Raw genomic sequence first — 23187 nt, 5'->3', positions numbered from 1 at the left:
TTTATGGAACGTTTTACCGAAAACCTGATGTATGCATCGCGCTGGTTGCTGGCTCCGGTTTACATTGGACTTTCACTCGGCCTGCTGGCGCTGACCATCAAATTTTTCCAGGAAATTTTCCACCTGCTGCCCAACATTTTCAGCATTGCGGAAAACGATCTGATCCTGCTGCTGCTGTCGCTGGTCGACATGACGCTGGTTGGCGGGCTGCTGGTGATGGTGATGCTGTCGGGCTACGAGAACTTTGTTTCTAAACTCGATATCGACGAAAGCAAAGAGAAGCTGAGCTGGCTGGGCAAGATGGATTCCGGCTCGCTGAAGAACAAAGTCGCGGCGTCGATTGTGGCCATCTCCTCGATTCACCTGCTGCGGGTGTTCATGGAGGCGCGCAACGTCGCCAACGACAAACTGATGTGGTACGTGATTATCCACCTGACGTTTGTGCTGTCGGCCTTTGTGATGGGCTGGCTGGACAATATGTCGCGTGGCGATAAGAAAGGCCACTGATAAAGGCGGGTGCACAGGCACCCGCTTTTTTTTCGCCCGCAGCAGCAGCTTATTCCCCTGGTTCTGCCTGACGGCGCGCAGCCGTGGCCGGCCGGGTGCCCGCCAGCTGCGGCATTACCGCTTTAATCATGCTAAAGAAATGCTGCAGCCTGGCCGGGTAGTAGCTGGCCCACGGATAGGTCAGCCAGATCGGCAGCGGCGGCGCCTGCCACTGCGGCGTCAGCTGAATCAGTCGCCCCTCGGCTAAATCCTGCTGTACCACCCACGACGACACGATCGCCGCGCCCATTCCCGCCAGCGCCGCTTTACGCACCGCATACAGACTGTCACTGCTCAGCCTTGGGGTTATCGCCAGGTTAACCGGCTGGCCGTCGTCAATCTTCTGTAATGCGACTTCATTACGATAAAAGCTGGTCAGCGCCAGCCACGGCAGATCGCGCAGCTGTTCAACCAGCTCAATCGGCGGCTGGCGGGCCAGCAGATCGGGCGACGCAACCACGATGCGCGGCACTTCGGCCAGCAGAATCGCCACCACTGACGGATCGGTTGGTGCACCGACCTGAATGGCGCAATCGACATTCTCGGCCATAAAGTCGGGCGTGCGGTCATTCAGCATCCACTCAATATTGAGCCGCGGATAGCGGCGCAGGTAGTCGACCAGCGGGGCGATCAGCTGATCCTGACCAAATGCGTGCGGCGCGCGGACCCGCAGCGTGCCGACCGGATCGTCGCTGGCACCGGTCAGTTCATCTTCCAGCGCATGCCAGGTCGCCAGCAGTTGCCGCGCCTGAGCGTAACAGCGCTCACCATCATCGGTGAGCTTAAGCGCGTGGGTGGTGCGCAGGATTAACTTCAGGCCGAGCCGCTGCTCCAGCGTTTGCAGCCGCCGGCTGATGGTCGGCTGGGTGGTCCCAAGCTGGGCGGCGGCGGCCGATAAATTGCCGCTCTCAACGATACGAATAAAAGTCTGCATCAGTTCGATGCGGTCGCTGGTATTAGGGTTGCTCATACGCACCACGTATAACAGTTTTGTCTGACAGCAGTCTACCGCGTATGGCCGCAGTATGCGCTAATATCGTTACGCATTTATGAGGATCACACCATGTCAGCGACCCGCAGTATCACCACTTCTTCGAGCGAAACGCTCCCCGCTCCGCTGGTTTTTACCCTGGCGGCAGGCGCCGGTCTGAGCGTGGCATCGATTTACTACAGCCAGCCGATGCTGGATATCATCAGTAAACAGTTTAACGTCGGCGTTGGCGCAGTCGGCATGGTGCCGATGCTGACCCAGGCGGGTTATGCCCTTGGCATTCTGCTGCTGGCTCCGCTTGGCGATCGTCATGACCGCCGCACTATTATTTTTATCAAAGGATTACTGCTGGTGGCGGCGTTGCTGCTGTGTGGTTTCTCCGGCGGGCTAAGCGCGTTACTGATCGCCAGTTTCGTCACCGGCCTGACCGCCACGGTGGCGCAGGATATCGTGCCGGCGTCGGCGGCGCTGGCTCCGGAACGCAGCCGTGGCAAAACGGTCGGTACGGTGATGACCGGACTACTGGTTGGCATTCTGCTGTCGCGGGTGGTCAGTGGCGTGGTGGCTGAGTATTTCGGCTGGCGCACCATGTATATGGTGGCGGCGCTGGCGGTACTGCTGATCAGCCTGACGCTGTGGCGGGTGCTGCCGCGCTTTACGCCCGGCACCTCGGTCAGCTATCCGCGCCTGCTGCTGTCGCTGGCCCATCTGTGGCGTCATCATCAGACGCTGCGCCGCGCCGCGCTGGCTCAGGGGCTGCTGTCGGTCGGCTTCAGCGCCTTCTGGTCAACGCTGGCGTTAATGCTCAGTGAGCGTTTTCATCTCGACAGTGCGGTCGCCGGGGCCTTTGGTTTAGCCGGAGCGGCCGGTGCGATGGCCGCGCCGCTGGCTGGCAGCTTTGCCGACCGCATCGGCCCGGCCAGAGTGACCCAGGCCGGCGCCGCGCTGGTGACCGTCTCGTTTGCCCTGATGTTCCTGCTGCCGTTACTGCCGCTGCCGGCTCAGCTGGCGTTGATTGTGGTCAGCACCATCGGTTTCGATTTAGGGGTGCAGGCGACGCTGGTGGCGCACCAGACGCTGGTGTATGGCCTGGCACCGGAAGCGCGCAGTCGCCTGAATGCGCTGCTGTTTACCGTGGTGTTTATCGGCATGGCAAGCGGTGCGGCACTGGGTAGCCTGGCGCTGGCGCACTGGGGCTGGAATGGGGTGGTCGCGCTATCAACCCTTGCGGGTGCAGCCAGCCTTGCGGTGCGCTTCGCCAGCCGCCATCTTAAGAACTGATTTTCGCAGCCGTCAAAAAATGTGCCAGGCTTATTCATAAACCCAAAATTACCTGGAGAATTATGAGCTTTTTAGCCTGGACAGCCGCAACAGGCGGCCTGCTGCTGCTGATGTCACTGGCTTCCGGTTGGATACACCGGGGGCCGGTAACTTCTTTTGGCCTGTTTCTTATCGCCGGGATGTTATGTGGGCCGTGGGGATTTGACGTGCTGCACATCGATATCGTCACCCATTCAGAAGCGGTGGCGCACATCACTGAAATCACCATGGCCGCCTCGCTGTTTATCACCGGCCTGAAGCTGCGTCTGCCGCTACAGAATAACTGCTGGCACACCGGCCTGCGGCTGGCCTTTCCCGCCATGCTGCTGACGGTGGCGGCGATGACGCTGCTGGCACACTGGCTGGTCGGGCTGGACTGGCCGATTGCGCTGGCGTTTGGCGCGATTGTCGCGCCAACCGATCCGGTGCTGGCGAGCTTAATTTCGGTCAACGATGCGCAGGATGACGATTCGCTGCGCGTCGCCATCTCCAGCGAAGCCGGCATGAATGATGGCTCGGCCCTGCCGCTGCTGGTGCTGGCGTTGCTGCTGTTCAATGGCGAAAGCCTGAGCGGATCGCTGCTGACCCATTGGGGCGCAAAAGAGGTGATCTGGGCGATTGGCGGCGGGCTGGCGATCGGCTTCGGCCTGGGCCGCTTAATCGGCGTACTGGCCACCAAATTGCGTAACGCCAATGGCGACGTCGCACCCAACGATTTTCTGGCGCTGGCGCTGATTGCACTGAGTTATTCGCTGGTGCAGTGGCTGGGTGCCTCCGGTTTCCTGGCGGCGTTCGCGGCCGGTCTGGGACTGCGCCGCGCTGAGCTGGGCGTTTTCCGGCGTCATCAGCCCGAGGATCTGTCAGAGGATGAGCGGGTGCTGCCTTCCGAGGCGCTGGTCAATCCGAATAAGCGCCTGGCGCATCAGGGCGATAACAGCATGGTCAAGTCGATCGGCTTTGTGGTCGGCGACGCGCTGTCGTTTGGCGACACCATTGAACGGTTACTGGCGGCGGGCATGATGGTGGTTCTCGGCGTCACGCTGGCGCAGCACTGGAACATCTATGGCGTGTTGCTGGGACTGGTGCTGTTTGTCGTGGTGCGTCCGCTGGCCGTCTGGCTGGTGACGCTGCGCGCCGGCCTGCCGATGGGGCAGCGGTTGCTGATTGGCTGGCTCGGTATTCGCGGCATCGGCAGTCTGAACTACATCGCCTATGCCTGGACGCACGGCATGGAAGGGCCACAGATGGAGATCATGACCAATATGGCGTTAACCCTGGTGGTCTGTAGCGTGGTAATACACGGCACAACCGTGTCGCCCCTGCTAAACTGGCGTCAAAAGCGTCTGGAAGCCCTTCAGCGCAAGGTTTAACCTGAAAACAGGAGTAGAGAATGAAAGTGACCCACATACTGCTGCTGAGCGCACTGGCCTCTGGCAGCGCCCTGGCGGCAGACGATAGCGAACAGAATGTCTATGCCAGCCAGCTGTGTCACATCGTCAGCAGTGAAAAACAGGTCGCCAGTGCCGATCAATATGTTGAGCAGATGAAATCGTACGTGGCGCGCAGCCAGTCATCGACGGCGATGAATCAGCCTGGTTTTGATGAAGACACCGCGCGTGAAGTGGCCAGCGCCTGGCTGCAGCTGGGCGATGACGAGCGCGCCAAACTGCGGGTCAATGAACAGCAGTGTGAACAGGCGGTGATGGCCCAGTTCCAGCAGGAAGATTAATTCCCTCAGTCAAGGCAAAAACGCGCCACCCGGGCGCGTTTTTTTATGGATTTTGGCACCGCATTGCGTACATAATCGCCAGCCTCTGGCACCGGACTTGCATCACACTTTTTCCTGCAGCCCACCGCAACGGCTGGCTGAGCGTTTTGATATCACTTAACAGGCATCATGATTACGCGTCGACGTTTTATTCTCGGCACGGGAGCGCTTGGGCTCTCCATGACCACCGGCAAAATATTTGCCCGCGATGACATTATTCCTCTCTGGCCGGATGATCCGCCCGGCGGCGGCGGCCCATCGGGCGAACTGCATGTTAATGCCAGCGGCTCGTGGTCGAATATTGTCAGCCCGGCGATCCAGCGCTTTAAACCGGAAAATCCTAACGGTGAGGCGGTGCTGATTGCTGCCGGCGGCGGCTATCGCTGGATTGGCATGGGACGCGAAGCCTGGCCGGTGGCGCGCTGGCTGAACGCCAACGGCTACACCGCCTATGTGCTCAGCTACCGCTTGCCGCATGAGAAGTGGCAGGCCGGCCGGCTTGCCCCGCTGCAGGATGCACAGCGCGCCATTCGCCTGGTGCGCTCGTTTGAGCGTAAGGTCCATGTACTCGGCTTCTCGGCCGGCGGGCACCTGCTGGGTATGGCGGCCGCGCGCCCCAGCTTTGAATCTTATCCGGCCATCGATCCGCTGGATGAGGTGGTGCCAAAAGTCGACAGCGTGGGCCTGATCTATCCGGTGATTACGCTGGAATCCCCTTATCAGCACACCAATACCCATCTGATGATGGTCGGTAAAAACGCTACGCCGCAGGATGAAGCGAACTGGTCGGTACAAAACTACGTTACCCGCCAGTATCCACCGACCTTTCTGGCGCAGGCTGAAGATGACCACACCTCGAATCCGTTTAACACCGAACTGATGCACGATACCTGTCGCCGCAATCGCGTGCCGGTCGAGCTGATTCAGATCAGCAAAGGCGGTCACGGTTTCGGGCTTGGTAAGGCCGGGACGCCGGCGGCGTTATGGGATCAGGCCTATGTGCGCTGGCTGGATCGCGTGAGCTAAGTTGCCCTATGGCGGTGCAGGCCTGCACCGCTGTGCCTGGCGCAGGCAAAAAAAACAGGCGACCGGAGTCGCCTGTCTGAAGCACACCGCCGCGGCGGCTTAGCGCATGGTGACAAACTCTTCCGCTGCCGTCGGGTGAATCGCCACGGTATTGTCGAAGTCTTTTTTGGTGGCACCCATCTTCAGTGCCACCGCGAAGCCCTGCAGCATCTCATCCATGCCAAATCCGATGCCGTGAATACCGACGATTTTCTCGTCAGCACCGACGCAGACCAGCTTCATCCGGCACGGCTGGCGATGCTGGGTGACAGCGGTGTACATGGCGGTAAACGCTGATTTATACACTTTTACCTGGTCGTCGCCATACTGTTCCCGCGCCTGCGGTTCGGTCAGGCCGACGGTGCCAATCGGCGGGTGGCTGAAAACCACGGTCGGGATGTTGCTGTAGTCGAGATGCTCGTCCGGCTTGTTGTTAAACAGGCGCTCAGACAGGCGACGGCCGGCTGCCACCGCCACCGGTGTCAGTTCTACCGCACCGGTGTTATCACCGACCGCATAAATGCCTGACACGTTGGTGTTCTGAAATTTATCGACCTTAATGTAGCCTTTTTCGTCCAGCGCCACGCCCGCCGCCGCAATGTTCAGGCTGTCATTGGCCGGTTCACGGCCAATCGCCCATACCAGGCAATCGACGGTATAGTCGCTGCCGTTTTCCAGCTGCAGCGTCAGGCTGCCGTCGTCGTTTTTAACGATCGCTTTCGGAATCGCTTCGGTGTGCAGCGTCGGGCCTTCGCTGTTCATTACTTCTACCAGCGTTTCGGTGATCAGCGGGTCGAAGCTGCGCAGCGGGGCATGCTTACGCACAAACAGGTGGGTTTCCGAGCCCAGTGCATTCACCACGCCCGCCAGCTCAACGGCGATGTAACCCGCGCCGATGACCGCAGTACGCTTCGGCAGCGCGTCCAGCTCAAAGAAACCGTCGGAATCAATCCCGTACTCAGCGCCCGGAATCGATGGATGGCTGGGACGGCCGCCGGTGGCAATCAGAATATGGTTAGCGGTGATGATCTCGCCGTTCACTTCGACGCTGTGCGCATCGACAAAACGGGCGAAGCCTTTGATCACTTCAACCTTGTTTTTACCCAGCACGTTGTCGTACGAGGTGTGGATACGATCGATATAGGCGCTGCGGTTTTTGACCAGCGTGGCCCAGTCGAAGCGGTTAACGGTGGTATCGAAGCCGTAGTCCGGCCCGTACAGATGGATAGCTTCGGCAATTTGCGCAGCATGCCACATGATTTTCTTCGGGACGCAGCCTACGTTAACGCAGGTGCCACCCAGTTCTTTGGCTTCAATCAGGGCGCATTTCTGGCCATACATGGCCGCACGGTTAATCGAGGCGATGCCGCCGCTGCCGCCGCCGATGGCGAGATAGTCGAAATGTCGGGTCATTGAAGTATCCATCCGGTTGCATGAAAAATTGGCATAGAGTGTAACGCTGCGGGTCGAATTGACGCAAAGTTTGCGCCTATGATTGTAATAGGGTTCTGTTTTTTCTCACACTGACAGGGAAGCATACCATGCACCTTACTTTTCTCGGCACCGGCGGCGGTGCGCCCAGCCTGCAGCGTAACGTGACCGCTATCGCCTTTACCCGGGCGCAGAGCGGCGAAAGCTGGCTGTTCGACTGCGGCGAGGGGACACAGCTTCAGTTTATGCGTTCCGATCTCAAACCGGGCAAGCTGGATAAGATCTTCATCACCCATTTGCATGGCGACCATATTTTCGGGCTGCCGGGCTTGCTCACCAGCCGTTCTATGGCCGGGCTGACCACGCCGATGACCGTGTATGGCCCCCGGGGCTTAAAGCGCTTCGTTGAAACCGCGCTGTCGATCAGTGGCTCTTACACCGATTATCCGCTGACGATTGTTGAGATTGAGGCGGGCTGGACGCTGGATGATGGTGAGTTCCGCATCAGTGCCTGGCCGCTGAATCATACGCTGGAATGTCTGGGTTATCGGATTGAGCAGCATGATAAACCGGGTTTTCTCGATGCGCCGCGCCTGAAGGCGGAAGGCGTGCCGCGCGGCCCGTGGTATCAGCAGCTGAAGCAGGGCGAAACCGTGACGCTGGAGGATGGCCGGGTGATCAAGGGCGCGGACTATCTGGGCCCGGCGATTAAAGGCAAAACGCTGGCGATTTTTGGTGATACCGCGCCAACGGAGGTGGCATTGCAGCTGGCGGCCAACGTGGATCTGATGGTGCACGAAGCCACGCTGGAAGCGGCGATGATTGAGAAGGCCAACGGACGCGGCCATTCGACCACCTTGCAGGCGGCGGAAGTGGCGAAGCACGCCGGTGCAAAACGGCTGATCGCCACGCACTTCAGTTCACGCTATCTGGCGAAAGATATGCCCCGTTTGCTGGCTGAATGCCAGACCATCTTCCCCGCTACCGAGCTGGCCTATGATCTGGCGGTGTTTACGCTTTAGTGATGCAGTGCCGGATAAGTGAAAAGCAGTAAATGGGTCATATTGAGTCCAAAGTGCAGGGCGGTCGAAATCCATAACCGGCCGCTCCAGTGCCACGCCAGCCCATACAGCAGTCCGGCGAGGGTCGCAAAGATCACCAGCAGCAGACCGCCGCTCAGATGCACCAGACCAAACAGCAGCGCACTCAGCACCAGCGCGGGTATGCCGCCCAGTGCCAGCGTTAATTTCTGTTGCAGATAACCACGAAACAGCGCCTCTTCCGCCAGCGAGACAAAGAACAGGTTGGCGAGCATAAAGGTGCCAAGCCAGGCCGGGAAGTGCGGTTCAAACGCTAATCCACCCAGTAATACGGCACTGTATAACAGCAGCGGAACGGCGGCGACCAGCGCCAGCGCGGCCAGCAGCTTATAACGCGGCGGGCGGGCCGGGGCGCGAAACAGCGTCGGCAGACCGGCCAGCAGCACAAAGGGGATCAGCGCTTTATCGAAATTAAACGAGAAGCCGAAAGCCACACTGCGGGCGCCGACCTGCACCTCATCAAGTTTGCGTGGATTATCAAAACCCGGGAACAGATGGAGGAATAAGCCGATGGCGATCAGCACCAGCACCGCTTCAGTCAGCATTTGCCGCCGATGATGGTCACGATCGTAAATACGGCATGCCACCACGCCGGCGGTGACCGCGAACAGCAGCAGCGCGGGCCACGCTAATACGTCCTGATAAAACCCCAGCAGCGTGGCGAGCGCCAGTAATAATAGTGCCAGCCGCCGGGCCGGTTGCAGCGCGGCTAGCGCGCCAGCCAGTATGATCCACATGGTGACAGACCTGCAGTACCACGCCGCAGCACCGGCAGTGTGCGGCGTAAAAGGAGAAGAGAGTTATTCGGGTACGATCTGGTTGACCACAAAGTGGCCGGTGCCAGCCGGAACCAGTTTTTTATGCAGCCACGGCAGCAGCTCGTTCATCTGGGCAGCCAGCTTCCACGGCGGGTTAATCACAATCATGCCGGATGCGGTCATGCCGCGCTGGTCGCTGTCGGGACGGGCGGCCAGTTCGATCTGCAGAATATTGCGAATGCCGGTCGCTTCCAGATCGCGCAGCATATGCTTGATCTGCTGGCGTAATACCACCGGATACCATAGCGCGAATACGCCGGTCCCGAATCGCTTATGGCCTTCCTGAATCCCTTTCACCACCGCCTGATAATCGCTTTTCATCTCATACGGCGGATCGATCAGAACCAGACCGCGACGGGATGGCGGCGGCAGTTTGGCTTTTAACTGCTGATAGCCGTCGCCACGTTCTACGCGCGCGCGACTGTCTTTGCTGAACTCGTTACGCAGCAGCGGGTAGTCGCTGGAGTGCAGTTCGGTCATTTGCAGGCGGTCATCTTCACGCAGCAGATGGCGGGCAATCAGCGGCGAACCGGGATAATAACGCAGCGTTCCGTTACGGTTGAGCGCACGGATGGCGTCGAAGTAAGGTTGTAGCAGCTCTGGCGCGTCCGGCTGCTGCCAGATGCGGGCGATGCCTTCCAGATACTCGCCGGTGCGCTCAGCGTGCTCACCGCTCAGTTGATAACGTCCTGCACCCGCGTGGGTATCAAGATAAAAGAACGGTTTCTCTTTCTCTTTCAGCGCGGTGATGATCAGGCTCAGTACGGTGTGCTTCAGCACGTCAGCGTGGTTGCCAGCATGGAAGCTATGGCGATAACTCAGCATTGTTTATCCTGTTGAATGTATAAGGTTTTAATTGATGGAAAATCAATTTATACCAATTATTACCTCACGTATTACCCACAGAACGACGCACAGCAACCGACGCAGGAACAGCATGAGAACCATTAAGCGGGCGATTATATCAGGGATGTCCCGCCGATGGGTCGAAAGCATGATAACTAATCCCGCCGGGGCCGCACGCTGCAGGTGGAAAGCCGACAGCTGTCGCAACGGCGGCATTAGACCCTAACCGCAGCGGCTGCGCTTTGATGCAACGCAAATTCTGCCGGTCGATCGGCGATGGCATTCCGCTCGTTTCTTCCGCAGCGAAGCCAGGCCCCATTGATTTTCGCTACACTTAGCCGCATGTTACTTAGATTGCGTTGCGCGACCCATCGCGCCCCACACATCAATAAAGGACTGCGCTATGACCAATCCGCTACTGACATCTTTTACGCTTCCCCCTTTTTCTGCCATCCAGCCTGAACATGTGGTTCCTGCCGTTACGGAAGTCCTGAACGACTGCCGCGCGATGGTCGAAAAAGTGGTGGCGCAAGGCGCACCCTATAGCTGGGACAACCTGGTTCAGCCGCTGGCGGAGAGCGATGACCGTCTGAGCCGCATTTTTTCCCCGGTCAGCCACCTGAACTCGGTTAAAAACAGCCCGGAACTGCGTGAAGCCTATGAGCAGACGCTGCCGCTGCTGTCTGAATACAGCACCTGGGTCGGCCAGCATGAAGGCCTGTATCAGGCGTACCGCAACCTGAAAGAGGGTGACCAGTACGCCGCGCTGGATCTGGCGCAGAAGAAAGCGGTCGATAATGCGCTGCGCGATTTCGAACTTTCCGGTATCGGCCTGGCGAAAGATAAACAGCAGCGCTACGGCGAAATTGCTGCCCGCCTCTCCGAACTGGGATCGGCTTACAGCAACAACGTGCTGGATGCCACCATGGGCTGGAGCAAGCTGATCACCGATGAAAACGATCTGGCGGGCATGCCGGAAAGCGCGATGGCTGCGGCCAGGGCCCAGGCGGAAGCCAAAGGTCAGGAAGGCTGGCTGCTGACGCTGGATATCCCCAGCTATCTGCCAGTGATGACCTACTGCGATAACGCTGCGCTGCGCGAAGAGATGTATCGCGCCTACGCGACCCGCGCGTCCGATCAGGGGCCGAATGCCGGTAAATGGGATAACGGCCCGATCATGGCGGAAGAGCTGGCGCTGCGTCATGAACTGGCGCAGCTGCTGGGCTTTGACTCCTACGCCGATAAATCGCTGGCGACTAAGATGGCGCAAAGCCCGTCTCAGGTGATCGACTTCCTTAACGATCTGGCGGAACGCGCCCGTCCTCAGGGTGAAAAAGAGCTGGAGCAGCTGCGCGCCTTTGCGCAAAAAGAGCACGGCGTGACCGAGCTTAATCCGTGGGATCTCACCTATTACGGTGAAAAACAGAAGCAGCATCTCTACACCATCAGCGATGAACAGCTGCGCCCTTACTTCCCGGAATCCCGGGCGGTGGCTGGCCTGTTCGAAGTGGTTAAGCGTATTTACGGCATCACGGCAAAACAGCGTACCGATGTGGAAGTTTATCATCCTGACGTGAAGTTCTTCGATCTGTTCGATGAAACCGGCGAACTGCGCGGCAGTTTCTATCTGGATCTGTATGCGCGTGAACACAAACGCGGCGGAGCCTGGATGGATGACTGCGTCGGCCAGATGCGTAAAGCCGATGGCAGCCTGCAGAAGCCGGTCGCCTACCTGACCTGTAACTTTAACCGTCCGGTGCAGGGCAAACCGGCGCTGTTCACTCATGACGAAGTGATCACCCTGTTCCATGAGTTTGGTCACGGTCTGCATCATATGCTGACCCGGGTTGAAGTACCTGGCGTTTCCGGCATCAGCGGGGTGCCGTGGGATGCGGTCGAACTGCCAAGCCAGTTTATGGAAAACTGGTGCTGGGAGCCGGATGCGCTGGCGTTCATCTCCGGTCACTATGAAACCGGTGAACCGCTGCCGAAGGCGCTGCTGGATAAAATGCTGGCGGCCAAGAACTACCAGGCGGCGCTGTTTATTCTGCGTCAGCTGGAGTTCGGCCTGTTCGACTTCCGTCTGCATACCGAATTTGACCCGGCCAAAGGGGCACAAATTCTTGAGACGCTGCGTGAAGTGAAAAGCCGCGTTGCGGTGGTGCCGAGTCCGGAATGGGGCCGTTTCCCGCACGCCTTCAGCCACATCTTCGCCGGTGGCTATGCGGCCGGTTACTACAGCTACCTGTGGGCGGATGTGCTGGCGGCGGATGCCTATTCACGCTTTGAAGAAGAGGGCATTTTCAACCGCGAAACCGGCCAGTCGTTCCTCGACAATATCCTGACGCGTGGCGGTTCCGAAGAGCCGATGGAGCTGTTCAAACGCTTCCGCGGCCGTGAACCGCAGCTCGACGCCATGCTGGAACATTACGGTATTCAGGGATAAGTCATCAGGTGAAAATCTGTTTGCTCGATGAATCAGGCGCCGGAGACGGCGCCTTATCACGTTTAGCGCAGCGCTGGCAGCTGGAGCACGACGAGAACGCCTTGCTGGCGCTGGTACAAACCCCGACGCATCTTGAGCTGCGTAAGCGCGATGAGCCGAAGCTGGGCGGCGTTTTTGTCGATTTTGTCTCGGGTGCGATGGCGCACCGACGCCGTTTTGGCGGCGGACGCGGTGAAGCGGTGGCAAAAGCGGTCGGGATTAAAGGTGACTATCTGCCGGATGTGGTGGATGCCACCGCCGGACTCGGACGCGATGCCTTTGTTCTGGCGGCGCTGGGCTGCCGGGTGCGAATGCTGGAGCGCCATCCGGTGGTGGCAGCGCTGCTGGAAGATGGTTTACAGCGCGGCTATCAGGATGCGGAAATCGGCGGCTGGCTGCGTCAGCGGCTGACGCTGATTCACGCCGCCAGCGCCGAGGCGCTGAGCGATATCACCCCGCAGCCGGACGTGGTTTATCTCGACCCGATGTATCCGCATCGGCAGAAAAGCGCGCTGGTGAAAAAGGAGATGCGGGTGTTTCAGTCGCTGGTCGGTGCTGATGAGGATGCTGACGCGCTGCTGGAACCGGCCCGCCGGCTGGCAAAGAAGCGGATCGTGGTGAAGCGGCCCGACTATGCGCCGCCGCTGGCAGGCGTGATCACCCAGGCGGCGGTGGTGACCAAAAGCCATCGTTTCGATATCTACCCGCCGCTGGTCAGTTAACCCGATAAAAAAGCCGGCAATCAGCCGGCTTTATGGTCTTTGAGCGTCACTCAGGCTTCGTCTTCATCGCGTAGCGGCACAATCAGCATGTCGATATGCACGGTGTTGATCAACTGGCGCGCCGACGACATCAGCTTGCTCCAGAAGTCCTGGTGATGACCACATACCACCAGATCGACGTCATACTTTTTAATCGCATCCACCAGCACCTGGCCGAGATCGCCGCTGCCGCTCAGGGTTTCACTGATCGGGTAGCCCGCGGAATCAGACAGACCTTTCAGAGCAGAGTGCGTCTCTTCAGAAATACGCTTCTGCATATCGCCGAGGTTGACATCAATCAGGCCGGTGTAGAGATCGGAATAATTCACATCAACGTGAATCAGGGAAATTTTGGCGTCGTAAGGGCGGGCCAGCGAAACGGCTTTATCCACCAGTAACTGGCTTTCGGGAGAAAGGTCTACTGCAATCAGGATATGTTTATAAGCCATGATAAAACTCCTTTCACGAGATTAAGGATGGCATCCGGGGTTCCTGCCGCGTCACAGCTTAGCGAAATCCTTTGCGCGAGCGGGCGATGAGCGCCACCAAAGTGTGTACCTGCGGTGCAGGTGGTCATGTTGTTATGTTTCTGAGTATAGCCTTCTCTGCGGGCAAATGCTGCCGTTGCCGCCTGGCTTGTGAATAAGATCAACGATGCGGAAATTTTACTCGCACCAAACGAAATTCATCGCTGGAAAAAATTTAAACATTTCTCCTACACTGAAAAAAGGCGGTCTGGTTTGTTACCGCCCAGGCGTTCAGAACACTATCGCAGTTGGGTGATTCAGAGGTTGGCTATTTCTGTGGGCGTGCTCAGCGTTTTCCCGCTGCGTCTGTTCCTGCGGCTCCAGCCAGGAGGGGAGAATATGATCAGTACTATTGCGCTTTTTTGGGCGCTTTGTGTGGTGTGTATTGTGAATATGGCGCGCTATTTTTCTTCTCTGCGTGCGTTGCTGGCGGTATTACGCGGTTGCGATCCGCTGCTGTATCAGTATGTCGACGGGGCGGGATTTTTCACTTCTCATGGGCAGCCCAGCAAGCAGGTGCGGCTGGTGACCTATATCTGGGCGAAACGCTATCTTGATCATCATGATGACGAATTCATTCGTCGCTGCGAGCGGGTAAGAGGACAGTTTATGCTGACCAGCGCGCTGTGTGGACTGGTGGTGATCAGCCTGGTGGCGATGGCGATCTGGCATTAAAAAGGGCGACTTTCGTCGCCCTCTGGTCTGGCTGGCATTACACCAGTTTTAACGCAATCCAGTAGAGCGAACCTGACAGCACAATACACACCGGCAGCGTGAAGATCCACGCCATGGCGATGTTTTTGATGGTCCGGCTCTGCAATCCGCCGCCGTCAACCAGCATGGTACCGGCGACTGACGAAGAGAGGATGTGGGTGGTGGAAACCGGCATCCCGGTATAGCTGGCGACGCCGATAGAGAGCGCTGCCGTAACCTGGGCTGACATTCCCTGCGCATAGGTCATGCCTTTTTTACCAATCTTCTCACCAATGGTGGTGGCAACACGACGCCAGCCAATCATGGTGCCGATGCCCAGCGCTAACGCGACCGCAACGATAATCCAGATTGGCGCATACTCGATGGTGCCAAGCAGATCGCTTTTCAGCTTGTTAAGGAAGCGTTTGTCGTCCGGGGTGGTTTCCGGCAGCCTGGCCGCTTTGTCCGCCGTGTCTGAGATACACAGCAGCAGGCGACGCATCTGGCCGCGCTGTTCGACCGTCAGCTGATCGTAACTTTGCAGGTTATTCAGCAACACCTGTGCGCGCTGAACCGCCTGTAACGCGCGGGCGCTGTCACAGTGGAACTCCTGCGGGCTGGTGGATGGCACTTCTTCCGGCGTTGGCAGCTTAGGCGGTGCCATCTGGATAATATGCGTCAGCGAAGCGTTGTGCTGCTGATAATACTGCTCCAGATGATTAACCGCATCGCGGGTGCGGGTGATGTCGTAGCCTGAGGCATTCATGTTCACCACGAAGCCGGCCGGTGCCACGCCAATCAACACCAGCATGATCAGACCAATGCCTTTCTGGCCGTCATTCGCGCCATGCGAATAGCTGACGCCGATCGCCGAAACAATCAGGGCGATGCGGGTCCAGAACGGCGGCTTTTTCTTGCCGTCGATCTTTTCGCGGTCGGCTGGCGTCATATGAATGCGGGCACGTTTTTTAGTGCTGCTCCAGTAACGGCGCAGAATAAAGATCAGGCCACCGGCAATCACCAGGCCGACAATCGGCGACAGGATCAGAGACAGGAAGATGTTCAGCACTTTCGGGATGTTGAGCGCATCAACCACCGAGGTACCGGTCATCAGGGCGTTGGTCAGACCGATACCAATAATGGCGCCGATCAGGGTATGGGAGCTGGACGCCGGCAGACCCAGATACCAGGTGCCGAGATTCCAGATAATCGCCGCCAGCAGCATAGAAAACACCATGGCGAGACCGTGAGCCGATCCAACATTCAACAACAGATCGGTGGGGAGCATATGAACAATGGCATAGGCGACACTCAATCCACCGAGTAGCACGCCAAAGAAGTTAAACACGCCAGCCATAACCACAGCAAGCTGGGCACGCATGGCACGCGTATAGATGACCGTCGCAACTGCGTTGGCCGTGTCGTGGAAGCCGTTGATTGCTTCGTAAAACAATACAAACAGCAGGGCAAGAACCAATAACAGGCCAGTACTGAGGTCTAGACCAGCAAACAGATGTAGCATAAACGTTACGCCATTTTTGGAGGACATGAACGCGGCGCATTATCCGCGACAACGTGCTGTATGGGAAAGGAAAATATAGCCTTAATTTGACCTTTAGCAGTAACGTAGCCGGGTTAAAGGGGTAAAAAGGCCCAGATATTAGTCAGTTACATTATGACACATTTACGGCAAATTTTTGACACTGGCGTCTCAGTGAGCAGATCACTACAATCTGCGCCTTTCCGATTAAGTGAGTAAACCGCCGTGGAACAGTTTGACGTTATCATCATTGGTGCCGGGGCCGCAGGGCTGTTCTGTGCTGCCCAGGCCGGACAGCGCGGGCGTCGCGTATTGCTGCTGGATAACGGCAAAAAGCCGGGACGAAAGATCCTGATGTCAGGCGGCGGGCGCTGCAACTTCACCAATCTGTACACCGAACCGGCAGCCTATCTGTCACATAACCCCCATTTCTGTAAGTCGGCGCTGGCGCGTTATACCCAGTGGGACTTTATCGATCTGGTTAATCGTCACCAGATCGCCTGGCATGAGAAAACCCTCGGCCAGCTGTTTTGTGACGATTCCGCCCAGCAGATTGTCGATCTGCTGCTGGCCGAGTGTGAAAAGGGCCAGGTGACGCTGCGGTTACGCAGTGAAGTACTGAACGTGACGCGTGACGACAGCGGCTACACCCTGCAACTGAACGGCAGCACGGTGCAGGCGGAAAAACTGGTGATTGCCAGCGGCGGCCTGTCGATGCCCGGCCTGGGCGCGTCGCCGTTTGGCTATAAAATTGCTGAACAGTTTGGTCTGACTGTTTTCCCGACGCGCGCTGCGCTGGTGCCGTTTACCCTGCATAAGCCGCTGCTGGAACAGCTGCAGACGCTGTCCGGCGTAGCACTGGAAACCACCATCGACGCGCAGGACGGCACCCGCTTTAAAGAGGCGATGCTGTTTACCCACCGTGGGCTCTCTGGCCCGGCGGTGTTGCAGATCTCCAGCTACTGGCTGCCGGGTGAGTTCGTCACCATCGATCTGTCGCCTGCCACGCCGCTTGATGCCTTTCTGACCGTTCAGCGTGAGGCGCATCCGAACCTTAGCCTGAAGAACAGCCTGGCAAAAATTCTGCCGAAACGGCTGGTGGAAGTGCTGCAAACGCTGAAGGTGGTGCCGGATATCACTCTGAAGCAGCTCAACAGCAAGCAGCAGGCAGAGCTGGTGCAGACGCTGCACGCCTGGCGTATTCAGCCAAACGGAACCGAAGGCTATCGCACTGCTGAAGTGACGCTGGGCGGCGTGGATACCACCCAGCTCTCTTCGAAAACCATGGAAGCACGGACGGTACCGGGCCTCTATTTCATTGGTGAAGTGGTGGATGTGACCGGCTGGCTGGGGGGATATAACTTCCAGTGGGCGTGGAGTTCCGCCTGGGCGTGCGCCCAGGCGTTGTAAATCGTACGACTACCAGCGCTGATGCACGTAAGGCGCAATCTTCGCCTGATAAATCTGCTGCAGCGCCGCCATAGTCTGGTCAGACAGCGCGTCAACGCTGCTGGCGCGGGCATTGTCTGCCGCCTGCTGGCGATTTTTCGCGCCGGGGATCACCACGCTGACATCGTCGTTCATCAGGACCCAGCGCAGCGCCAGCATCGCCATGCTGATGTCGCCCGGCACGTAACGACGAATCTCCTCTACCGCCTCCAGCGCCACCTCATACGGTACGCCGGAAAAGGTTTCGCCTTTATCGAAGGCTTCGCCATTGCGGTTGAAAGCGCGGTGGTCGTCGGCAGCAAACTGGCTGTCCGGGCCCATTTTTCCGGTCAGCAAGCCGGATGCCAGCGGGACGCGGGCGATAATCCCGACATTACGCCGTTTCGCCTCTCGCAGCAGCAGTTCCGCCGGACGCTGGCGGAAGATGTTGTAGATCAGCTGAATGGATGAGACGTTGGGAAATTCCAGCGCCTTCAGTCCCTCTTCGACTTTTTCTACCGACACGCCGTAATGACGAATTTTCCCGGCGGCAACCATCTCATCCATCACTGCAAACACCTCCGGATTGTAATAGACCTCGGTTGGCGGGCAGTGAAGCTGCACTAAATCCAGCGTGTCGGTTTGCAGGTTCTCACGCGAGCGGTCAACAAACGCGTTGAGGTTGCTGGCGTTATAACCGTCAGCAACGTGCGGCGACAGCCGCCGGCCCAGCTTGGTCGCCACAAACGGACGTTCACCGCCCCGCTGATTCAGCACCCCGGCGATAATCTTTTCAGAGCGGCCGTCACCATACACATCGGCAGTATCAATAAAGGTGATGCCAGCATCCAGCGCCGCGTGCAGCGCGGCCTCGGCATCCTGCTGACTGACTTCTCCCCAGGTCCCGCCAATCGCCCATGCGCCAAAGCCAATCTCCGAGACGCGCTGACCGGTACGACCTAACGTGCGTTGTTTCATCTGAATCTTCCTCAATACAGGGGTGACAGTAAGCTGACAAAGATTGAGCTTAGCGCTAACCGGCGAGGAAGGGATGACGCCCGGTCACAGACTGCTACGCTGAAAAAGGGCAGACGACACCGCCAATCTACTGGTTATGCTGGCTATTTCGGCAAAATGCGGCCGGAGATGAACGATAGCCGCTTCGCTAATTAATTGATTTTAAGAAATTTCACCTGAAATTAACCAGGCGAGAGTGCCGTTTCGGTCACATACTTTCTCTTTTAAACCCGATAAGTGGATCGCCATGTTCAAATTTGTTAAATCGCTGTTTGCCAGTCCCGAGAAATTTCTGCAGATCATGTCCCGCCAGGACATCAACGACTCCATCGCTGAAGGTGAACGCATCATCATTGACGAGAACGGCAATATCTCGGTCAACACCCTTAGTGAAGAAGTGCACGAAGATTTTGCCCGCCATGTGAATACGTTAAAGGGAGTCTGAGGTGGGTACCGCAATATTCATGGTGTTAATGGTCAGTGGTTACTGGTACACCAGCCGCGATTTGAATAGCCGCTTTAAAATCCGCCGCTCGTCGGGCTGGGATGTCTATTTTCTGGTTGCCTTGTACGGCTGTATTTTTGTTTTGCAGGGCGTGTTTGCCACCGGCATTGTCTGGTTACTGCTGCTCGCCATCTCTGCTATTGCCAACGCGGTACAGATGATCCCGGGCGTCCATCTCAAATGGCAGATGGAGTTTATGAACTGGAGCTTCCTCGGCATCCAGGCACCGATTGTGATCATGCTGGCGTTTGCCATTTTGTTTTGCCTGTATCGCTCGAACTGGGCGGGCAGTGCACGACTTAACGTCTCCGGGCGTAAAGATCTCTATCAGCAACTGTCGCGCTCGAATGGCGTTGAGCAGCTGCTGTTTCAATGTATGGAAGAGGGTGAACTGGCGTGGATTACGCTCAAGTCCCGCCGCATTTACATCGGAATGGTGCACGCCTCAACCTTTGAGTATGAAAGCACCAAAAATATCGTTCTGATCCCGATGCTCAGCGGCTATCGCGACAGCAAAACGCTGAAGCTGGCGGTAGAGCATAACTACAGCAAGTGGTATGCCGAGCATGACATTACGCTGGACTCTACGCCGAAAGACGCGATGTCATTTCGTAAAGTAATTATGGTCGATCAGATTGAAAGCCTGTCACTGTTTGACCCGGCCAGCGCCACTGCGCTATCGATGGGCCATCCCCAGGAAGTCGAGAAGAGCCAGGGCAGCGATAACGATAAGAGTCCGGATGATGAGAGCCGGGAGCCACCGCAGTAACCTTGTGCTGGCCCCTTACTGCGTGAGGGGCTTACACCATATTCTCCGCCGTAAACAGCCGGAACGCGACTTTACCCTGCTGATAGACATCCGGCTGATAACCGGTTTCCAGATGCCGCAGCAGCAGGTCAATCGACAACCGGGCGTGCTGCCGGGCGTGCTGATCGAGGGTAAACGCCACTTCATCATTCAGCAGCAGCTGACGGGTCACTGAATAAAGCTCGTGGGTAATGTAAGTACAGCGGCCCAGCAGCTGATGGGCGCGCAGCGTTTCGCTGACGTCAGTATTGCCCATGCCGGTATTGTAGACGCCCGCAATCGCCTGCGACTGGGTCAGATTACGCGCCAGCAGGCTGCGGATGGTGCCGCGGTCGTCCTGACCCAGCAGCACTTCACGCAGGTGCCGCTGCGGCGCGCGCTGGCTCATCACTTCACGGAAACCGGCGATGCGCTGCCGGTGTGCCTGGTAATCGAAACGGCCGCTGACCATCACGATATCGCCGGGCTGATGAGCGGTTTTACTCATCAGCAACCCGGCTGTCCGTCCCGCCTGATACTGGTCGATACCGACATGGCACAGGCGATCGGCGGCGGGCAGATCGGTCACGATGGTGATCACCGGCACGTTACGGCTGCGACACAGCGCCAGTGCGCGATAGATCGGCGGCGAATCGTGGGCGAAAACAATGATGCCGTCGCGATTGGCGCTGCGGGCAATAATGCTCTGCGCCAGCTTTTCGGGCTGCGCTTCGGTCACCAGGGTTTTGTGCAGCTTAAGACGGCGATAGCCGAGCTGGCTGGCGACGTCGCTGAAGTGGGCGGTCAGCTGCTGGAAAAACGAGGAGCCGTTGTTGCTGAGGAACACCTCTATTTGCCATGGATGCTGATACTCCTCCGGTAACAGGCGCTTCAGGCCGACTTCGCGCGCTGCTTTCAGCACTTTGCGGGTGGTGTCCAGCGACACGCCGCCACGTTCATTCAGCACCCGATCAACCGTCGCGATACCGACCCCGGCCATTTTTGCTACCGTGTCTAAGGTGAGCTTTTTCATTCAGACTCCACGTGAAAGAAGCGGGCGAACATCGCACAGCCTGCCACGCAATCGATATCTTCTAACCGGTTAAAAGTAAAAGATAAAGCGAAATATTGATGGAAAACCATCAAGAGAAACGGCCCCGCTGGCTTAGCTGCCCGGCGGGCGCATTTTACCGGCTGTGCGGTCGCCGGACGAAATAGCACCTGCGGCTGCTGGCAGGACAGATTTGCCGTTAAGCTGATAGATGACATCATCAATGAGGAATCAATATGGCTCAGCAAGGTAAAGCATTAGTGATCGGCGCATCACGCGGTATTGGTCTGGCGGTGTTGCAGGCATTTGCCGCCCAGGGCTGGCCGGTTATCGCCACGCATCGCAGCGGCATTCCGGCACAGGGCGAACAGCCGGGCGTCACCTGGCATGCGCTGGATATGACCGAATCGTCGGCGGTGCAGCAACTGGCAGACCAGCTCGCCGGACAGACGTTTGATGCGATTCTGATTAATGCCGGCATCTATGGTCCGGCGCACCAGACGCTGGCGCAGAGTGAGGCGCAGGAGCTGGCTCAGCTGTTTCTGACCAATGCGGTGGCACCGGTACGCAGTGCCGAAATTTTGCTGCCGCTGCTTAGCAAGCAGAAGGGCGTGCTGGCGATCACCTCATCACAGCTGGCCAGCCTGAGCGAAAATCCGCGCGCCGACATGCCGCTCTATTCCGCCAGTAAAGCGGCGCTGAATATGCTGAGCCGGTCGCTGGCTGAGGAGGTTGAAGCCCAGGCCGGCACGCTGGTGACGCTGCATCCGGGCTGGGTAAAAACCGATATGGGAGGCGATGCTGCGCCGTTAACCGCTGAAGAGAGTGCGGACGGTATTGTCCGGCAGCTGACCGCCTGGCAGGGCCGTGGCGGTCATCACTACATTGATTACACCGGTAAAACGCTGCAATGGTAATCACCGGCGGGGCGGTTACGCCCCGATATCACGCAAGGCTTTGCCCTTCATCAGGTTGCGTTCGATATGCTCCAGCGTGACGTGCTTTGTCTCTGGCACCAGCAGCATGGTCAGCACGATAAACAGCAGATTGAGCGCGCCGTAGAACCAAAAGGTATTGGCGTTGCCCAGCTGATCGAGCATGGTCAGGAAGGTGGCACCGACAATCATGTTACCGACCCAGTTGGTGGTGGTAGAGGCGGTAATGCCGAAATCACGCCCTTTCAGCGGCTGGATCTCTGAGCACAGCAGCCAGATTACCGGACCGGCAGCCATCGCGAAACCGACGATAAACATCAGCAGCATGGCAATGGCGAAATATTTGCGGAAGTCAGTCTCCACGCCCAGATGCAGTAACGTCCCGAGCACGCCCATGCCGATCGCCATCACCAGAAAACTGGTGGTGAGCATCGGTTTACGTCCCCAGCGGTCAACCAGGAAAATGGCAATCAGCGTCGCCAGCATGTTGACCAGTCCGACGATAACGGTGCCCCACATCTGCTCGCGGGTGCTGGAGAAGCCGGCGATATTGAAGATTTTCGGCGCGTAATACATCACCACGTTCATGCCGGTGAACTGCTGCATAATCTGCAACAGCATGCCGAGCCACACGGCGCGGCGGAAGTGGCTGTTAGAGCGAAACAGTGACCAGCCGCGTTGCTTCACCTGCAGGCTTTCACGGATCTCTTCCAGCTCCTGGCGGGCCTGTTCGCTGGTGTTGCGCAGCCGATCCAGCACCCGCTGTGCCTCATTAAAGCGGCCATGCGCGGCCAGCCAGCGTGGGCTGTTGGGCAGAAACAGCACGCCGACAAACAGAATCACCGCCGGAATGGCGATAATGCCCAGCATCCCGCGCCAGTTACCGCTATAGCTGAAGGCGGTATCGGAGAGGTACGCCACCACAATGCCGGTGGTCAGCATCAGCTGATACATCGAAATCATTGATCCGCGAATACGCTCAGGCGCAATTTCAGCCAGATAGAGCGGGGCGGTGTAAGAGGCGATGCCGACCGCCAGGCCCAGTATCACCCGGGCGCAGACCAGCGATTCGACATCCGGTGAAAACGCCGACCACAGTGAACCGATCACAAACAGCGTGGCTCCGGCCAGCATGCTTTTCTTGCGGCCCAGCTTTGATGACATCCAGCCGGCACCCAGCGCCCCCAGCGCAGCACCAAACATCATGGAGCTGACCACCCACTCCTGCTGATGATTCGTGATCTGCAAATCTTTGGCGAGAAACGGCAGCGCGCCGGCAATCACGCCGATATCCAGGCCAAACAACAGGCCGGACAGCGCGGCCATAAAACAGACGAACCAGGTAAAGCGGTTCTGCCCCTCCCCCGATCTCTTTGCTGCAGCCATGCTTAACTCCTTGCCTTGAGACTTTGTCAATATTGTTAATGTTATGTAAACATAGTCGATGGCAGTGTGTTACCGGTCACAGTTTGCGCATTCGCAGCCTGATTAAACAGCGGAACCGCGCCAGTAGCCCGGCGGCGCGCGGCATGGCGGTCAACGCGCCGACTGATAACAGCGCACAAATACTCAA

23 protein-coding genes are annotated in these 23187 nt (G+C 57.9%); 13 read left to right on the top strand and 10 right to left on the bottom strand.

Annotated elements, in window-relative coordinates:
- Nucleotides 1–3: 3 nt before the first annotated feature.
- Nucleotides 4–507 carry a TIGR00645 family protein gene (locus tag AC6I8D_RS18870; RefSeq protein ID WP_031377731.1) on the top strand — a complete coding sequence of 168 codons (504 nt, stop codon included), beginning with the start codon at nt 4–6 and terminating at the stop codon, nt 505–507.
- Between the two features lie 49 nt (nt 508–556).
- Here the strand turns inward: AC6I8D_RS18870 and AC6I8D_RS18865 are convergent, their stop codons facing one another.
- On the bottom strand, nt 557–1516 hold the full coding sequence (locus AC6I8D_RS18865) for a LysR family transcriptional regulator (RefSeq protein ID WP_312054209.1): 960 nt from the start codon (nt 1514–1516) through the stop codon (nt 557–559).
- Nucleotides 1517–1609: 93 nt separating this feature from the next.
- On the opposite strand from AC6I8D_RS18865, the gene AC6I8D_RS18860 reads away from it, so the two are divergent.
- From AC6I8D_RS18860 to AC6I8D_RS18845, 4 genes are all read left to right on the top strand, one after another.
- The gene (locus AC6I8D_RS18860; RefSeq protein WP_312054211.1) at nt 1610–2818 is read left to right on the top strand and encodes an MFS transporter; all 1209 of its coding nucleotides are present in this window, start codon (nt 1610–1612) and stop codon (nt 2816–2818) included.
- Between the two features lie 62 nt (nt 2819–2880).
- Complete coding sequence (locus tag AC6I8D_RS18855; RefSeq protein ID WP_312054213.1) at nt 2881–4227, top strand: cation:proton antiporter; 1347 nt, start codon at nt 2881–2883, stop codon at nt 4225–4227.
- Nucleotides 4228–4247: 20 nt separating this feature from the next.
- Nucleotides 4248–4586: a hypothetical protein gene (locus AC6I8D_RS18850; RefSeq protein WP_312054214.1), complete on the top strand. Its 339-nt coding sequence runs from the start codon at nt 4248–4250 to the stop codon at nt 4584–4586.
- Between the two features lie 168 nt (nt 4587–4754).
- Nucleotides 4755–5651 (top strand): alpha/beta hydrolase, encoded by an 897-nt coding sequence (locus AC6I8D_RS18845; protein ID WP_312758810.1) that lies wholly within the window; start codon nt 4755–4757, stop codon nt 5649–5651.
- Between the two features lie 99 nt (nt 5652–5750).
- On the opposite strand, the gene gorA is transcribed toward AC6I8D_RS18845, so the two are convergent.
- Entirely contained in the window at nt 5751–7103 is a 1353-nt protein-coding gene (gene gorA, locus AC6I8D_RS18840) for a glutathione-disulfide reductase (protein WP_312054217.1), read from the bottom strand.
- Between the two features lie 128 nt (nt 7104–7231).
- Here gorA and rnz point away from each other — a divergent pair, with 128 nt between their 5' ends.
- Entirely contained in the window at nt 7232–8143 is a 912-nt protein-coding gene (gene rnz / locus AC6I8D_RS18835; RefSeq protein WP_497820583.1) for a ribonuclease Z, read from the top strand.
- Here the strand turns inward: rnz and AC6I8D_RS18830 are convergent.
- Nucleotides 8140–8958, bottom strand: a complete 819-nt coding sequence (locus tag AC6I8D_RS18830) for a CPBP family intramembrane glutamic endopeptidase (protein WP_497820582.1) — start codon at nt 8956–8958, stop codon at nt 8140–8142. The two genes, rnz and AC6I8D_RS18830, sit on opposite strands and share 4 nt — an antisense overlap.
- Nucleotides 8959–9021: 63 nt before the next feature.
- Nucleotides 9022–9864, bottom strand: a complete 843-nt coding sequence (locus AC6I8D_RS18825; protein ID WP_312054221.1) for a 23S rRNA (adenine(2030)-N(6))-methyltransferase RlmJ — start codon at nt 9862–9864, stop codon at nt 9022–9024.
- 424 nt (nt 9865–10288) lie between these two features.
- On the opposite strand from AC6I8D_RS18825, the gene prlC reads away from it, so the two are divergent.
- Both prlC and rsmJ read left to right on the top strand, forming a co-directional pair.
- Nucleotides 10289–12331, top strand: coding sequence for an oligopeptidase A (gene prlC / locus AC6I8D_RS18820; RefSeq protein WP_312054222.1), 2043 nt, complete (start codon nt 10289–10291; stop codon nt 12329–12331).
- Between the two features lie 8 nt (nt 12332–12339).
- Nucleotides 12340–13092, top strand: coding sequence for a 16S rRNA (guanine(1516)-N(2))-methyltransferase RsmJ (rsmJ, locus tag AC6I8D_RS18815; protein WP_497820581.1), 753 nt, complete (start codon nt 12340–12342; stop codon nt 13090–13092).
- 50 nt (nt 13093–13142) lie between these two features.
- Here rsmJ and uspA read toward each other — a convergent pair whose 3' ends face one another.
- Nucleotides 13143–13580, bottom strand: coding sequence for a universal stress protein UspA (uspA, locus tag AC6I8D_RS18810; RefSeq protein ID WP_031374845.1), 438 nt, complete (start codon nt 13578–13580; stop codon nt 13143–13145).
- Between the two features lie 417 nt (nt 13581–13997).
- On the opposite strand from uspA, the gene uspB reads away from it, so the two are divergent.
- Complete coding sequence (uspB, locus tag AC6I8D_RS18805; RefSeq protein WP_031374844.1) at nt 13998–14333, top strand: universal stress protein UspB; 336 nt, start codon at nt 13998–14000, stop codon at nt 14331–14333.
- A 37-nt stretch (nt 14334–14370) separates the two neighbouring features.
- Here the strand turns inward: uspB and pitA are convergent, their stop codons facing one another.
- Nucleotides 14371–15873, bottom strand: a complete 1503-nt coding sequence (gene pitA / locus AC6I8D_RS18800) for an inorganic phosphate transporter PitA (RefSeq protein WP_312054424.1) — start codon at nt 15871–15873, stop codon at nt 14371–14373.
- 243 nt (nt 15874–16116) lie between these two features.
- Between pitA and AC6I8D_RS18795 the strand changes: the two genes are divergently transcribed.
- Nucleotides 16117–17301, top strand: a complete 1185-nt coding sequence (locus AC6I8D_RS18795; RefSeq protein ID WP_497820580.1) for a BaiN/RdsA family NAD(P)/FAD-dependent oxidoreductase — start codon at nt 16117–16119, stop codon at nt 17299–17301.
- Nucleotides 17302–17310: 9 nt separating this feature from the next.
- Here the strand turns inward: AC6I8D_RS18795 and AC6I8D_RS18790 are convergent, their stop codons facing one another.
- The gene (locus AC6I8D_RS18790) at nt 17311–18297 is read right to left on the bottom strand and encodes an aldo/keto reductase (protein ID WP_497820579.1); all 987 of its coding nucleotides are present in this window, start codon (nt 18295–18297) and stop codon (nt 17311–17313) included.
- Between the two features lie 286 nt (nt 18298–18583).
- Between AC6I8D_RS18790 and AC6I8D_RS18785 the strand changes: the two genes are divergently transcribed.
- Together AC6I8D_RS18785 and AC6I8D_RS18780 are read left to right on the top strand one after the other, a co-directional pair.
- Nucleotides 18584–18781, top strand: coding sequence for a hypothetical protein (locus AC6I8D_RS18785; RefSeq protein WP_031374840.1), 198 nt, complete (start codon nt 18584–18586; stop codon nt 18779–18781).
- A 1-nt stretch (nt 18782) separates the two neighbouring features.
- Nucleotides 18783–19610 carry a hypothetical protein gene (locus AC6I8D_RS18780; protein ID WP_497820578.1) on the top strand — a complete coding sequence of 276 codons (828 nt, stop codon included), beginning with the start codon at nt 18783–18785 and terminating at the stop codon, nt 19608–19610.
- A 31-nt stretch (nt 19611–19641) separates the two neighbouring features.
- On the opposite strand, the gene AC6I8D_RS18775 is transcribed toward AC6I8D_RS18780, so the two are convergent.
- Both AC6I8D_RS18775 and AC6I8D_RS18770 read right to left on the bottom strand, forming a co-directional pair.
- Nucleotides 19642–20661: a LacI family DNA-binding transcriptional regulator gene (locus AC6I8D_RS18775; RefSeq protein ID WP_312054233.1), complete on the bottom strand. Its 1020-nt coding sequence runs from the start codon at nt 20659–20661 to the stop codon at nt 19642–19644.
- On the bottom strand, nt 20658–20900 hold the full coding sequence (locus AC6I8D_RS18770; RefSeq protein ID WP_497820577.1) for a hypothetical protein: 243 nt from the start codon (nt 20898–20900) through the stop codon (nt 20658–20660). The genes AC6I8D_RS18775 and AC6I8D_RS18770 overlap by 4 nt, the downstream gene beginning before the upstream one ends.
- A 15-nt stretch (nt 20901–20915) precedes the next feature.
- Between AC6I8D_RS18770 and AC6I8D_RS18765 the strand changes: the two genes are divergently transcribed.
- Nucleotides 20916–21596, top strand: a complete 681-nt coding sequence (locus AC6I8D_RS18765; protein ID WP_497820576.1) for an SDR family oxidoreductase — start codon at nt 20916–20918, stop codon at nt 21594–21596.
- Nucleotides 21597–21611: 15 nt separating this feature from the next.
- Here the strand turns inward: AC6I8D_RS18765 and AC6I8D_RS18760 are convergent, their stop codons facing one another.
- Entirely contained in the window at nt 21612–23000 is a 1389-nt protein-coding gene (locus tag AC6I8D_RS18760; protein ID WP_312054237.1) for a sugar porter family MFS transporter, read from the bottom strand.
- Nucleotides 23001–23187: the final 187 nt, after the last annotated feature.

The organism is Pantoea sp. X-Soil-MYKO-1785 (genome assembly GCF_059730675.1).
The sequence above is the reverse complement of the archived record's forward strand: the minus strand, read 5'-3'. Positions and strand labels throughout refer to the sequence as shown.